This is a genomic window from Spirosoma pomorum (assembly GCF_054776615.1).
In genome coordinates, this window is record NZ_BAAHBP010000018.1 from 1 (window position 1) to 12,924 (window position 12,924).

The following is a 12,924-nucleotide window of genomic DNA, read 5'->3' on the forward strand; positions in this document are numbered from 1 at the left end:
AAAAAAAAATTTTAAGAAGGTTGATTTCGATTCAGCCTTTTTTGAGCTATTCATACATGAATTGTTTTTAAATCAAGGATTTGAGATTACAACGCATCCGACAGTACCAGATTCTACTAAAACTCCTGACTTTTTAGCTAAAAAAGGAGATATAGAAATTTATCTTGAAGCAAAAGTTGCATTTGATGAATCAGACGACGAAAAAGCTCTTAAAAATAAACACAATATAATTTATGATGCTATTAATCAGATAGTTTGTCCTGGTTATGGTATTAATGTTGAAAGCATTGATTTCCTTACAACAAAGCATCCAAAATTGGGTAATATAAGATATTTCTTTCAAAAGAATATAGATGAAAATGCAGTAACCTATTCTTTGCCTAAACGGTATAATTACCAAGATAAATTAGACAGGTTTCTAACCTATGAAGATAAAGATATTAGTGTTTCAATATCGCTATATCCAACAGATATAAAGCTAACCCGCCCTATAATCTCCTATCTAGGAGGTTCTTTTATGGGTGGTTCAGATGAATCATTGAAAGATGCTATCAAAACAAAAGCAACACGTTACGGAATACCTGATAAGCCTTACATCATTTGTATAAATTCTTTAAGTATCAAGCACACATCTACGGAAGATGTTTATAATGCTTTATTTGGTATCGGAAGGCCGTTTTCTGGAAACGATTTAAACAGAAAAAATCAAGAGTTTGCAGTAGGCAAGGGCGGTATTTTTCATAATTCTATTAAACCATTATACACTAGAGTTTCTGGCGTTTTCATAACACGTGTATTTACTTCAAACTTGCCTGTTGCGGAACATTGGTTAGTCAAGCATCCATTTACAGCTAATGATTTAAATTTTGATAATTTGGATTTAAGTTACATTCATGTTGTTGGTGGCAAAATCGAAGAAGTAGAGAAAAAGTCAATTGGAGAGATTATAGTTAAAAGATAAAAAGATGAATGATTTCTTCACCGCTAATCACATTACCCTGAAAAGCCGGGATATAGTCCAGGAGGCAAAGCAGCTTTTCAAGAGGTTCCCTCATTTTGAATTACCGTACGAGGATAATTTCCTTAAAAAAGGGGTCGTGACTTAACTGTGGATATTTAACTTGAAAAACACTTGGTTGATCAAGGCCTTTTTCTTCCAAAGGGGCATTTTTACACGCTAAGCAACGGGTTTTATAGTTCAGTTTAATCGATTGCTGATAATCAGTACCCTATCAAAAAGGGTATCTAAAAAAAGGCTGTAAAATAGGCCAATCTGCTTAATTAAAAAGGGTAATTAGTTTCGTCAAAAAGATTTCCTAATTAATAGATACTGTACTAAAGTGCTGATAATCGACTTTTACATAGATATGTAGTTGCTTAACGTATAAATCTGCCCGTTTACACAAAGAACCCCTAATAGGAAAATAACCTCGTAAGATCTTACCCGCGCGTAAGTCCTCAATTATGGCTTGTTCGGATGTAGTCCTCTTAAGCATTGAACAAACTCAAGTATCTCCATAGCTCTCTTTTCTTTTCAACAGCAGCAACCTTTCCGGCGAAGCCGGAAAAATTTTTTAAAATCGAGAAGTTCTGCGGAAAGAGAGATAATTTGTCGTTTGAAAGACAGACCAGTCTCATAAACTTACCAGCATCCCTGAAAAAGAGGCATTGATTTGTGAGATGGCAATTTGATACCGCGCGTAGCTACGATTGACGCAATCGGTGGAAGTTGGGTAAGTGTCGCACTGAACGGGCGTTTAGGGAGATTGATAGATTTGCTCTATTTTCCCACAACAAACATGAATTTGATGACACATGCGGTTTAGAATGATCGTCTTCCTGCTATGGATAGCGTGGCTTTGTTGTGCCCAATAAAGCGTCAGGTTTACCAACGGTGATCAGGTATTAGCTGGCATACTCACGGTGCCTTCAGGAGCGGGTCTTCATCCGGCGGTACTTATTGTCTTGGGTAGTGGCTCTCGCAATCGAGATGGGGAAGTAGATGGACGTAAACCCTTTCAATTAATGACGACCGAACTAGTCAAAAAGGGATTTGCTGTGTTACGCTATGATAATCAGTCTAAAGGTCGCTCATTAGGTAAGCCAATTGAAGAGTTTACTACTACAGAATCGGCTTCCGATGCGCAAGCATCTTTTAATATTTAGAGGGCCATAAAGGGGTTGACGCACGACGAATTGGAGTTATCGGGCACAGTGAAGAGGCAATCATTGCCGCTATTGCCACGTCTAATTCTATTGCCACGTCTAATTGTAAAGAAATTAATCGATGGACAATTCTGATCTTAATCTTTTTGCGCTCCTCTCAAGTCGATGAGTACTTCTTGTCTCCTCCTCATACATCAACTGTGTTACGGATATAGAATTTTTCAAACTGGCTGAAATAGCCATGAACTTCCGAATATTGGAATAACCAATTAATGTATTTTTCTTAGGGCTCTTTGCCCCAATAATTTTTTCTAAAGAGTACGTTTTTCGTTGTTTACGTCCCTTTCCTGCTGACTTTTTTGAAGAGGTTAATCGTGCCATAGGTTAAACTGAAGCGTAAATGTTAGATGGATTATTCCTAATGCATTCAAAACAAATAGGTGGTTGATCTCTTGGAACATCCGTTGAAATTTCGCCAATACTCGCAAACAAGTTGTCATGTTTGCATTTCAATATGTAGTAATTTAAAATTGGTTCATTAGAGTATCCATCAAAAATTAGCCCTAATGGAACATAACGGCCAGAATCTTTAAACCGTTCAATCGCTCGGATGGTTGCTTTACGACGATCTAAATTTACTAGTGTTAGGTGTACCTGGTACCCTAGTTCGTCTCGATACGATCTGGCCTGACGAATAATATTCTCTAAGTTATGACCTATTTTTGGTATAACAATATTCGCTCCGGCAGCCACACAACTTTTAAGTAAGTAGGGGGCATCGGCAGGTTGATCATCTTCATAATCACCAAAAATCAAGGCATCGGATTCATCATGAACCAATGTGGCACCAAAGTCATAGGTATCAAACTCGGGAAGCTTTCGCTTTGCATAATCTGAATCAAGAATTACGGCCCCGCGTGTATCCGCAATCTTATTGGCAATCGATGACTTGCCAGAAGCGGGTAATCCAATAAGCAAAAACGCCTGTTTATCGTATAGAATTGGATTATGTGGTAGCGCCCCACCTGTACCGAGACAAATATTGTCATCTTTTACCTCTCGCTCCCAGCCGAATAATTCGTCAACGATTCTACGTCTGAGTTCCCATCGAATTTTATCCGATGAAAACTCCGTACTTCTATATCGTTTGGAATTTAAAGTAGGGTAGGTTTTGTCGAAGCCATCAAGCAGCATTTGAGCCTGAGCAACTTTGGGGATAATTTTGGAATCTTTACTATAGTCGTAACCAAGGCGGCTGAAAAAATGAGCGACAAGGACGGGTTCTATTAATAACCTGGAGTAATCAGATTTCATTTGTGGTGGAGCAGTAGCCTTTTGATCGATAAAGATAAGCTTTTGTCAATTATCTAATTTATCCGATCGTTTGCGGATAATGGTATCGAATCGGTTATTATTCCTTCCAGTGTGACCGTAGTTGAAGAAAGGGCTTTTTATAAATGTAATCTAACCCGTTTGGCCCTACCGGATAAACTTAGGTCGATTGGTAATGTCTCTTTCTACAATAATGAGCTAATCAGTGTGCGCATTCCCCAAAGTGTCATTTCCGTTGGCACAAAAGCGTTTAAAGCCAACAAGCTAGACGAGATCGCTATCGGTGGAAATGTAAGTCTAGGAGGCGACGCTTTTGGCAATGGATTTGAAGCGATCTATGCTCAGCAGAGCAAAAAAGCGGGGCTGTATATTGCTAAAGATGGGAATTGGGCTTACAAACAAGTTGTATCAAAATAGGCTTCACAAAGTAAACCATCTATTTGACGCATGGAGAGCAATTCAATCGCCTTGGCTTCATACAGAACAAATTCGTTCCGAGTTTTATCTACTCCCATCAGCCTTTAATTCGATGCTTCACCTTATCGACCCGCTTACCAATCCCAAGCAGATAATAGAGCCAGCCTGATAAGATAACGGCGATCACGGCCACCACAACCCAGAGCTTGCCGTCCTGCCGTAATAAGTCAGTTAGTTGTTCCATCGATTGCTTATAACTTAGTAGTACCATTTACTGATTCTACCCCCTGGTTTGCCGCCCGTTTGTTATGCTCTTCCCGTTCGTCCAAAGCCATCTCCAAACGGCGTACCCGCACCCGCAGCTGAGTAATCCAGAATCCCAATAAGGTGAAGCCAATAAAAGCCGGTCGGATGATCCAGGTGATAGTCTTGTCGGCGTCGTATTTGTTGAAGCCCGGATTGCCCCCATTGCCGGGGTGAAGCGAATCAGTGAGTCGGGGTAGAATCAGGATAAGGGGAATAAAGGCCGCGAAGGCAAAGATGTTATAAACGGCTGAGATGCGACCTCGACGCATCTCATCATCGAAGGAGCCGCGCAAAACAAAATAGGCCAGATACAAAAGCATGCCCACGGCCACTCCGTTGGTTTTTGGGTCATTAGGCCACATGTCCCCCCAGGCGAAATACGCCCAGACCGATCCGGTGACGCAACCCAAGACCCCGAAGAGAAGAGCCGTGTTGGCTAGTTCAACGGCGATCAAATCATCATCTGCTTTGGTATTGCGCAGATAGCGAATTGAATAGACGGCCGATGCCAGCAGCATGGTCATCATGGCGATCCACAGGGGTGGATGGAAGAACGTATTGCGGATTGCCTCGTGGAGGATAGGCAGCCGGGGGACAGGGCTAAGCAGGCCGGCCATAAACACATAGGTCAGGATCAGGACGGTCAGGGCTTTCCACCAGTGTTTACGCATGCGTCTGAGGGTCAGTATGGTGCAGTGGTCAAAGATAGGTCTGTCAGGTCAATAAAGGGGAATTGGTGTCCACAATTGTTTTTAACAGACTAGGTGTTCCAAATAAAGCTGAAATAGAGAGACTTTATTCTTTTTGGTCTGGTTCTGTACGAAAAAGCGACGGCTTTAGGGATTCAATGAACTCAAATAACCCTTGTCTCTTTCCGCTGTTTTCCTGACTAAGTTGGTGTTGGGGACGCCTAAGCGAACCCGACGACACTAACTTAGTTAATTTGATTAATCTGTTTAATCAGATTAATAAGTTTAAGAGTAGGAAATAGGCTTGCAATCTATTGACAATGAGTACATTGTTCATTAGTTACGGAAGTGCTGGACCCATACTCTGGAAGCGCTGAACCCATACTCTGGAAGCGCTGGACCCATACTCTGGAAGTGCTGAACCCATACTTCGGAAGTGCTGGACCCATACCTTACTAAACGAGCATGAGTTTGGGGGGCACAAGTTTGACCCGGTCCGTATCCGTATTGGTAAGCCCACTATAGCCTGAAATGATGCCTACATTGATGAGCTTGTCAAGATTGTTCCTTAGCTGTTTGGTTGCCTGGCTGGGTTTGGCTTGATTCGTTTTCTGGTAATCGCAGAGGTGAATCAGAAAATCCCGATCCAGCTCGATGGGTTGCGATTTATCCATTAATTGGTTGAAGCGGGTTTGCAGGTGAAAGCCGAGCACAATCGCTTTGCTATCTTTATTCGCGTCTAGTTGTAGCAGATTATCAAAAAAGATACTGGCCCGCTGATTAAACAGATGCGATTTATTGGGTAGTAACGTCCCACTGAAGCGCGTGATTACTGTTTTGTCGAAGTGAACCCCCTGATCTAAGTCCGTTTTGGGCAGGGCGCGAAACTCTTTCTTGATGGAATAAGTGGCTTCCATGTGAAATACGCGTACCCCCTTTTCCTCCCGTAATTCAGGCTTGCTCTTCCCGGTCCGTTTGTTAACCCGTTCACCAAGAATTGATTCGGTAATGGTCATACTGGCCAGGTACTCAAGAATATCGCTAAACTCCCGACGATCCTTGGTATTAAACTTATTTTCTTTAGTGGTCTTCAAGCAGAGCGCCATTAATTCACTCAAAGGGACATCCTTAAAAGTGGCCCTATCGTGCCGACTGGCCCACTTCCAGAGCGCGAAAAACACCTGTAGTACTTTCGCGTCTTTGAGTTTGAGGAGCTGATTGGCGAATTCTTCGGCGGTGTTGATGGCTACCTGCTCGGGATTGTACAGGAACTCCGTTTCTGTATTCCGATTGAGTACCTTAAACGACGGCTTATGGTTACGGGTGCGGTTGGAGACGGCCTCGTACTGACTGATAGCCCGACCTAAAGTGATATCTTTGATCAATCGGCTGAGGTTGTCGGCCAAAAACTTCGGCATGGCCCATTCATTGGGTTTGAGGTCCTTACTGTTACTAAATAACCGAGGAATCGTTGTTGGTTCGTTAATCTCGATCGGCAAGTCGCCCCGGATCGTGAGTAAGGTTCTGCGCAGGGCGGCCAGTACGCCTTTAGCTTGCAACAGAACAGTAACCGCTTTAGCCACCGTAGCTAACAGCGTTTCGTCAGTAAGGGCGAATCTTCCTTTGGCTTGACTCGTACCGTCACGGCGCAACCGGTCTACGTTGTGTAAACCGAACGTGCAGCTTTTTATGGTGTCATCAGCGGCTAATTCACCCTCGATTTGTTGAATAACGAGTTGCAAAAAGGGAAGCGCTTTCTGAATATCACGGCGGAACGAGTCCGACAGGTCTGGCTTCGCCAGAAACTGAAGCAGAACGAAAAAAAATAGGTTAGTACACTCCCGCGCAGGATTGGTATCCAGGGTAGTATTCTCGTCAGGAGTTAGCTGGATATGGTTGATCGTCAAAGTACTTTCCAACGGGACTTCGGTAATAAAGAGAGTATCTGTTTTTTTGGAGATTGGATTCTTCATGGGCTGTAGGGGTTTAAGCCGGTTAGGAACTCACTTTGGCGGCATTCTTGGCGTAATCCCAACTATCCCATACTTCGACGCGCCCGCCCCGCCGTTTAAGAATCTCCACGTACCAGGTGTTTGGCTGCCCGGCGCGTTCATCAATAATCGATTGCTCGGCTTTACTGGGCGTACCGTTGCTTTTCCGGTCGTTGTTCCAGATGCCCAGGATCAGGTCCGCAATACGTTCCAGATCACCCGCTTCGCCTAGTTTGCTGGCGTGCATTTGGGCTAAGTTGTTGACCTCCCGGTTGAACTGCGCCCCGAACACTAGGGGCAAACCCGTTTCGATGGCCAGGTCTTTAAAGTCGATACACATCTGTTTAATTTCCTCCTGTCGGGAAGGCGTTCGCCCTTTAGTGGGTGGGGCGTAAATGAGTTGAATGTAATCAATCAGGATGGCACCCAGTGGCTCGGTCTGATGAAGATAGCGGATCGCCTCAATCAGTGCGTCAGAATCGTAGGTGACGTAATGAACCTTGATGCGCCCCGTATCGATGAGCTCGGCAAAGAACTGCGCCCGCTTTTGGTCGAACAGGATTGCCTTCTGCGTGGAGAAAATGTCGTAGGTGCCGCTTTTTCGATGCACCTTGGTTTGACCCCGGTAATAATGTTCGATCGACTCCCGGTTGTTGTAAGCCAGATTATCGTCCCCAATGTAGGGATTGAGTAGGTTAATCAGATACCGTTCTTCGTCCACCTCATAGCTGAAGAGGTGAAACGTTTTATCGGGGTAGCGCCCCGCCAGGTTGAGTACTAGATTAGCCAGCAGAATGGATTTTCCGTGGGAGGTAGCACCCGCCACAATGCTGATGGCCGCCGCCGGAATCAGTAAGGGATCATCAGCCAGAACGTACCCGGTGTGGAGTGGTTCGGGCCGGTTGCGGAGCGTATCCTTAAGCTGCTGTTCGGTTCGAATCGCGCTGAGTTGGGCAAAAGTATCGGCTTTGTCGTGGCGCTGAATGTCCCGGCTGCGGGTGTGAAGCAGAGCCAACGCGCGGTTGGTATCCCCCGCCTCATTGGCCCCCCGGGCCTCCGTTAACAGTGCCTGCAAGCGGGTTTGCTGCTGGCGTTTGAGGGCGGCCTGCCGAATGGCCGTCACAGTCTGGGTGATACTTTGGGTAGTGACCGGGAAGCGTTGTTCAGCGGCAATCACTTGAAAGTTATTAATGAACAGATCCCGGTCGATGGGTGACAAGTCGGCTGCGGTGGTTACAATCTCGGCCAGGATTGCGTCGGTCTGTTTGAAAGTGGGTTCCGGCGCGTCAGTGGGAGCGGCCAAAAAACGAGCAACGATTCTATCCAGCCGATAAGCCCAGGCCGGCAGCGCGGTAGCTTTCAGTTGCATAAAACCAGCCACCCCTTGTTTAACCAACAGTTCGTCCAGGTCTTTGATGCCAGCCGGGTAGCGGCCGACATACACCCGCACGGTAGGGTAGTCCTGCTGCAACAGGTCCAGCGCGCGGGCTGTCCCCTTGGCCCCCGGTCCATCAACGCCGTCGCGGCTATCATTGTCGAGCATGAGGGTGAGCTGGGTGGCACCGTACCGAATGGCCAAATCCACGTGCTTCTTAGTCAACGCGGCCCCGCCCAGCGCCGTAATGTTATTGATGCCCAACGCCATGGCGTGCATGGCATCCAGGGGCGCTTCCACGATAACCAGATCCCGGTCCCTGCTCAGGGCGCGCAGGTTAAACAGAATTGACCCTTTGTCAAAACTGGAGTTGAGGTATTTCGACTCGTTGGTTTTCTCAATCGTCCGAAATACCATGCCTTTGATTCGACCCGTATGATCCCGGTAGGGATACGTCAGGCTATTTTCCCGCCCGACGCGGGGGCCTAGCTCCGTGATGCTGGTGATGACGGCGCTAATCTCATCGGGGGTAAACTGAGCATCCTGCAACTGGTATTTAACTTCCGCCACGAGTGGCAGGTAACCCAATTCCATTTTGGGCGCATCCCGGTCGAGGGTCTGCGTGGCGAGTTTAATTAAGTCGGGCGTATAGCCGCGCCCACCCGCCTCCAGGGGCTGGGTTAAATACTTCCGCACGCTTTCGGCTCGTGGTGTATTGGCAAATTTGTTTTCCTTAGCGCTTAGGCACGCCATACAAAACTCATTGACGACTTCCCAGGCATCTCCGATGCGTTGCGCCCGCTGTGCCCTAGCCAGGGCTTCGGGCGAGAGTTCCTGCTCGGGTAAGACCATACCAGCCAACTCGGCTAATTTACGCACCACATCCCTGGCCTGGGTCAGTCCCTCCCGCTGTTGGATGTAGTCCCAGAGCGAGATGGACCGACTGCGGTAATCTTTGATGTAGCCAGGCGAATGCGCGTAGACGTAAACTTTACCCGCACTTTCACCGTCTTCCCCGCTCAGTTTACGGGTATTGGTCGATCGGTAGCCTTTATCAAATCGGACAAAGGCAAACTCGGGTAGCGCTTCGGGGAGCACCTTAAACAACTCGGGGTAAATTTCGCTATGGATCGTCTCAGTGGTTGCGTTCATAAAAAAGTCAGATAAGTAAGTCGTGGGATAACGGATACGCGCTAGCCTACGTAAGCGAGCATCACCTTGATTAGCGACGGGGTGAACTATGCTTGGTCCGCCAAGGCAACAGCGTGGCCGGATAAAGGGACTGATGCTGGCACACCGATGGTAGGGGTACCCGCTTCGCTGGAAACCACCCGGTGATTGCTTCCCGGGTGGGCGTGCGCCTGCTGGATAGCGGCCGCAACGGGGGCAGGCTGGTCCGGTACCGACTGGGATGAGACGACCAGGGTTGGCGTCCGACCCGTTAGGTCAGCCCACAGGCTGGCCCGGCCCGTTGGCCCTTGCCTAATCAACCACCACACGAGTAGGCCCACACCCGTCAACAACAATACCCACAGCCAGGGAAAAGCACGGGACCGGGTAGGCGACGCACTGATCGGTAACGCTTGCGCGGAAACAGGAAGGGAAGGTGAGGCGGCTAAGGCCGCCGAAAAGGGATACGCAATTTGTTTAAACATGGGCTTATTGGCTGATGTCAACGGAACTCACGAGAATGGTAAACACATCAGAAACCTGATTGACCAACAGGCTACGCAATTGACCGGTGGCATCTTTCCACTGGATTGTCTGGCCCTTGCTGGTGGCTAACGCCCGTTGTAAGGTCTCATTTTGCTCGTAGACGGCCAATTGCTGACGGGCTTGCCGCAACTGGTCCAGTAGCTGCGGGCTCTGATCGACCACGGGTGCAACGGCCGGCGGTTGCTCGTGCCGCAGGGACACGACGTGTTCGACGTATTCGCTCAAGGTCATCTCAGCCTGGTGGGCCTCCTGGGCTAACCGGATTTTTGCCCGGCCGTCACATTTAAAACCAATGGTGACTTTGACGGGGGCCGCCGCTAAGCCGTCGAGCTGTAGAGTACGGCCTTTTTTGAGCGTATCGTTCATGGTCTTATTGATGAATTTGGTACAGCCACAAACTAAATCAATCCGCAAGACATTATTTTTTTGCCTCCTCCTTAACCGCCCTTAATCCTAGTTAATCCGAGTTAATCCGAGTTAATCCGAGTTAATTGCCTTTAATTTTTCATACCCCCTACTTTACGCTCATTGACCCGCCAATTAACTAGGATTAATTCAGGTTAATCTCGATTAATCCGGATTAATCCTGGCCCCGTACGGCCAATCGGTATTACCGGGTCCGATGACTATTCGTACCTTGTTGACTGGATCAGTTACTGTTTCATGAACGACTATATTGCCTTCCTAAACGAATGGGGAAACAATGACCTGGACTTTACGAAGTCCGAAGTTTCAACTCATTTCATCGTTGTTGCGGTTATCCTACGCCAAGACCAGCTGGCAACTGCCGACACGCAACTGGAAGCCATGGGTCAGCAGTTGGTTCAGCCGGTATCCGCCAAATCGATTGCCAGTGGCAGTGATGATAAACAGCGCATCGATATGTTGAAGCAGCTACTTACTGTTCCCTTCCAGATTGTTGCGCTTGTGGTGGACAAACGTTCATTACGGGGGGAAGGCTTTTACCATAAAGGCTCGTTCTATAAATTCCTGCATGGCCTGGCTGATCGGGTACTCCACCGTACCTACCCCAATCTGGACCTGGTCGCGCCCCTACTCGGTGAGGCGCGCTTTATACCGGGCTTTGTAGAGTACATCCACAATCGACACGTACCTACCCTGTTCGATCAGGCGAGCTTTCACTTTGTCAACCGTCCATCGAGCTGGCTGCGTCGGGTGGCGGAGTTCATCGCCGGTAGCCTAGCCCGCTGTTACGATGAGACGGTTTTGGCGGCCGACCGCGGGGTGTTCGTTGAGCTGCTACGTCCCAAGCTGCTTACCCTAAAACATTGGCCGGATGTCTTCGCGCCGGTGGTGGCCCAGGGGCAGGCCGATCAGGCCAATTACAACGCTGGTTTAGCGGAGCTGTGCGTGGGTTTGGCGCACGATTTTATGCACCGTAAGTTAGCGAGTCGCTCTCCGCAGGAAATTGATCAGGTGACCTGCCTTCAATATCTACTGTTTCACTTCCGCCACGTCAATCCTACGCGTTACATTTCCAGCCGGGAGTTGATCAGTCACATTGAAGACCGCCGTGGCCGCTTACCCAGTCTACACTATTTTCAAACGCGGGTCATTGCCCCCCTCAGGGACGCTGGCGTTTTGATCGCTAGCAGTGCAAAAGGCTACAAGATTCCTTCATGTGAGAAAGATTTGTATGATTTTGTCAACCATAGTAACACTATCATTCAACCGTTACTATCACGAATCAGCAAATGCCGGGATCGCATCCATTCAGCTACTAATGGGGCAATTGACTTATTGGATCGGGAGGAGTACGCAAATCTAAAACGGTTGTTAGCGGATCCACCGTTGTCAGTGGAGCAATCGGCCACCCAAGTGCAATTAGCCAATCTCGAGTGAAACAGCCTAGGGGTTACATACCAGGAGCGACCGTTGCACTTCGGTTATCTTGTACACATGCATATGCTCATTTACTTGTGTACAAAATAACGGGTGAAGCCGCTCTCGTATCATATAAGAGCGTTTTCTGAGATCAAGAACGTGTTTGGGAATTGATAGAACTTGAGATTCGTGCCAACTTTGTGGTCGCCAAACTAGAGAGTTATGACCAAACAGTGGAAGCCACTGACCAACCCTCAATGGGCCGTAATTTCGCCTTTTTTCAATGGCACCGGCCACCCGGCTCAAACGAAAGCGTAAACACAACCCTCGTCAGATCGTCAACGTTATTCTATGGTTCTTACAGACTGGTTCCCAGTAGCGTATTTTACCCGGCGAGTGGCCCAATTGGCAGGCCGTTTTCCGCGCGGGTGGCCCCGTACTATTTTGATCAGTGGAAGCAGGATGGCACTTTCGAGCGAATCAATGTTGCCCTTAATCAACTGGACCGTAAACGAGTCAAAAAAGAAGCTTATCCTTCCGCGCTATGTATTGATACACAAAGCGTTAAATTGAGCCCTATGATCTGTGAGTACCGGGGTGTCGATGCGCATAAGCGAGTTAACGGGTGGAAGCAAAAGCTTGTTGTTGATACGCAAGGCCGGCTCTGGATATCAGCCGTTCATGCTGCTGATCGAGCTGAAGATCCAGCAGCTGTTTCACTGATTAGCCAGATGCTTTGGCGAGCCGGAGAACGCTTAGAAAAAGTATATGGTGATCAGTCGTATAATGGTGTGTTTGCCAAAGCATTAGCTGGCTGGTCGATTGATCGCTCTGGCGACCCGGTTTGAGAAAGCCTCCCGTCCCGAATCAGTTCAAGGGTTTGTTCCGGTTGCCAAACGCTGGGTAGTCGAGCGGACCATTGCGTGGAGTAATTATCTGTGTCGCATTGTTAAATACTATGAGTATACGCTGTCTTCTTCGGTGAGTTAGTTGTATTTAGCTAACATTCAACTGATGCTCCAGCGCATTTGACCTCATTCCCAACTATAATTTCCCAACACATTCTTACTTTGCATTACCCCATCCA

Annotated in this window: 13 protein-coding genes; 5 read left to right on the forward strand and 8 right to left on the reverse strand. The window is 47.6% G+C overall.

What is annotated here, in order from left to right; translation table 11 throughout:
* Positions 1–961, forward strand: a 961-nt coding sequence (locus tag ACYVAD_RS11180) for a hypothetical protein (RefSeq protein ID WP_461139576.1), incomplete at its 5' end; no start/stop codon positions are given.
* 1,064 nt (positions 962–2,025) lie between these two features.
* Positions 2,026–2,166: a hypothetical protein gene (locus tag ACYVAD_RS11185; protein WP_461139577.1), complete on the forward strand. Its 141-nt coding sequence runs from the start codon at positions 2,026–2,028 to the stop codon at positions 2,164–2,166.
* 114 nt (positions 2,167–2,280) lie between these two features.
* On the opposite strand, the gene ACYVAD_RS11190 is transcribed toward ACYVAD_RS11185, so the two are convergent.
* Both ACYVAD_RS11190 and ACYVAD_RS11195 read right to left on the reverse strand, forming a co-directional pair.
* Entirely contained in the window at positions 2,281–2,547 is a 267-nt protein-coding gene (locus ACYVAD_RS11190; RefSeq protein WP_461139578.1) for a hypothetical protein, read from the reverse strand.
* Positions 2,548–2,550: 3 nt separating this feature from the next.
* Positions 2,551–3,480 (reverse strand): zeta toxin family protein, encoded by a 930-nt coding sequence (locus tag ACYVAD_RS11195; RefSeq protein ID WP_461139579.1) that lies wholly within the window; start codon positions 3,478–3,480, stop codon positions 2,551–2,553.
* A 60-nt stretch (positions 3,481–3,540) separates the two neighbouring features.
* On the opposite strand from ACYVAD_RS11195, the gene ACYVAD_RS11200 reads away from it, so the two are divergent.
* Complete coding sequence (locus tag ACYVAD_RS11200; RefSeq protein WP_461139607.1) at positions 3,541–3,915, forward strand: leucine-rich repeat domain-containing protein; 375 nt, start codon at positions 3,541–3,543, stop codon at positions 3,913–3,915.
* Between the two features lie 97 nt (positions 3,916–4,012).
* Here the strand turns inward: ACYVAD_RS11200 and ACYVAD_RS11205 are convergent, their stop codons facing one another.
* The 6 genes from ACYVAD_RS11205 to ACYVAD_RS11230 all read right to left on the reverse strand — a co-directional run bounded on the left by ACYVAD_RS11205 (position 4,013) and on the right by ACYVAD_RS11230 (position 10,406).
* A complete protein-coding gene (locus tag ACYVAD_RS11205; protein ID WP_461139580.1) occupies positions 4,013–4,159 on the reverse strand; it encodes a CcmD family protein in 147 nt (48 codons plus the stop codon).
* Positions 4,160–4,166: 7 nt separating this feature from the next.
* Positions 4,167–4,892: a cytochrome c biogenesis protein CcsA gene (ccsA, locus tag ACYVAD_RS11210; protein WP_461139581.1), complete on the reverse strand. Its 726-nt coding sequence runs from the start codon at positions 4,890–4,892 to the stop codon at positions 4,167–4,169.
* Between the two features lie 473 nt (positions 4,893–5,365).
* Entirely contained in the window at positions 5,366–6,883 is a 1,518-nt protein-coding gene (locus ACYVAD_RS11215; RefSeq protein ID WP_461139582.1) for a hypothetical protein, read from the reverse strand.
* Positions 6,884–6,905: 22 nt separating this feature from the next.
* Positions 6,906–9,428: a DnaB-like helicase C-terminal domain-containing protein gene (locus ACYVAD_RS11220; RefSeq protein ID WP_461139583.1), complete on the reverse strand. Its 2,523-nt coding sequence runs from the start codon at positions 9,426–9,428 to the stop codon at positions 6,906–6,908.
* Between the two features lie 86 nt (positions 9,429–9,514).
* Positions 9,515–9,931, reverse strand: a complete 417-nt coding sequence (locus ACYVAD_RS11225) for a hypothetical protein (RefSeq protein WP_461139584.1) — start codon at positions 9,929–9,931, stop codon at positions 9,515–9,517.
* Positions 9,932–9,935: 4 nt separating this feature from the next.
* A complete protein-coding gene (locus tag ACYVAD_RS11230) occupies positions 9,936–10,406 on the reverse strand; it encodes a hypothetical protein (protein WP_461139585.1) in 471 nt (156 codons plus the stop codon).
* A 249-nt stretch (positions 10,407–10,655) separates the two neighbouring features.
* Here ACYVAD_RS11230 and ACYVAD_RS11235 point away from each other — a divergent pair, with 249 nt between their 5' ends.
* A complete protein-coding gene (locus ACYVAD_RS11235) occupies positions 10,656–11,855 on the forward strand; it encodes a hypothetical protein (RefSeq protein ID WP_461139586.1) in 1,200 nt (399 codons plus the stop codon).
* A 239-nt stretch (positions 11,856–12,094) separates the two neighbouring features.
* On the forward strand, positions 12,095–12,685 hold the full coding sequence (locus ACYVAD_RS11240; RefSeq protein WP_461139587.1) for a hypothetical protein: 591 nt from the start codon (positions 12,095–12,097) through the stop codon (positions 12,683–12,685).
* Positions 12,686–12,924: the final 239 nt, after the last annotated feature.

Coding starts and splice junctions, on each gene's coding strand:
- ACYVAD_RS11185 (WP_461139577.1), top strand. CDS start 2,026: ATGACGACCGAACTAGTCAAAAAGGGATTTGCTGTGTTACGCTATGAT.
- ACYVAD_RS11190 (WP_461139578.1), bottom strand. CDS start 2,547: ATGGCACGATTAACCTCTTCAAAAAAGTCAGCAGGAAAGGGACGTAAA.
- ACYVAD_RS11195 (WP_461139579.1), bottom strand. CDS start 3,480: ATGAAATCTGATTACTCCAGGTTATTAATAGAACCCGTCCTTGTCGCT.
- ACYVAD_RS11205 (WP_461139580.1), bottom strand. CDS start 4,159: ATGGAACAACTAACTGACTTATTACGGCAGGACGGCAAGCTCTGGGTT.
- ccsA (WP_461139581.1), bottom strand. CDS start 4,892: ATGCGTAAACACTGGTGGAAAGCCCTGACCGTCCTGATCCTGACCTAT.
- ACYVAD_RS11215 (WP_461139582.1), bottom strand. CDS start 6,883: ATGAAGAATCCAATCTCCAAAAAAACAGATACTCTCTTTATTACCGAA.
- ACYVAD_RS11220 (WP_461139583.1), bottom strand. CDS start 9,428: ATGAACGCAACCACTGAGACGATCCATAGCGAAATTTACCCCGAGTTG.
- ACYVAD_RS11225 (WP_461139584.1), bottom strand. CDS start 9,931: ATGTTTAAACAAATTGCGTATCCCTTTTCGGCGGCCTTAGCCGCCTCA.
- ACYVAD_RS11235 (WP_461139586.1), top strand. CDS start 10,656: ATGAACGACTATATTGCCTTCCTAAACGAATGGGGAAACAATGACCTG.
- ACYVAD_RS11240 (WP_461139587.1), top strand. CDS start 12,095: ATGGGCCGTAATTTCGCCTTTTTTCAATGGCACCGGCCACCCGGCTCA.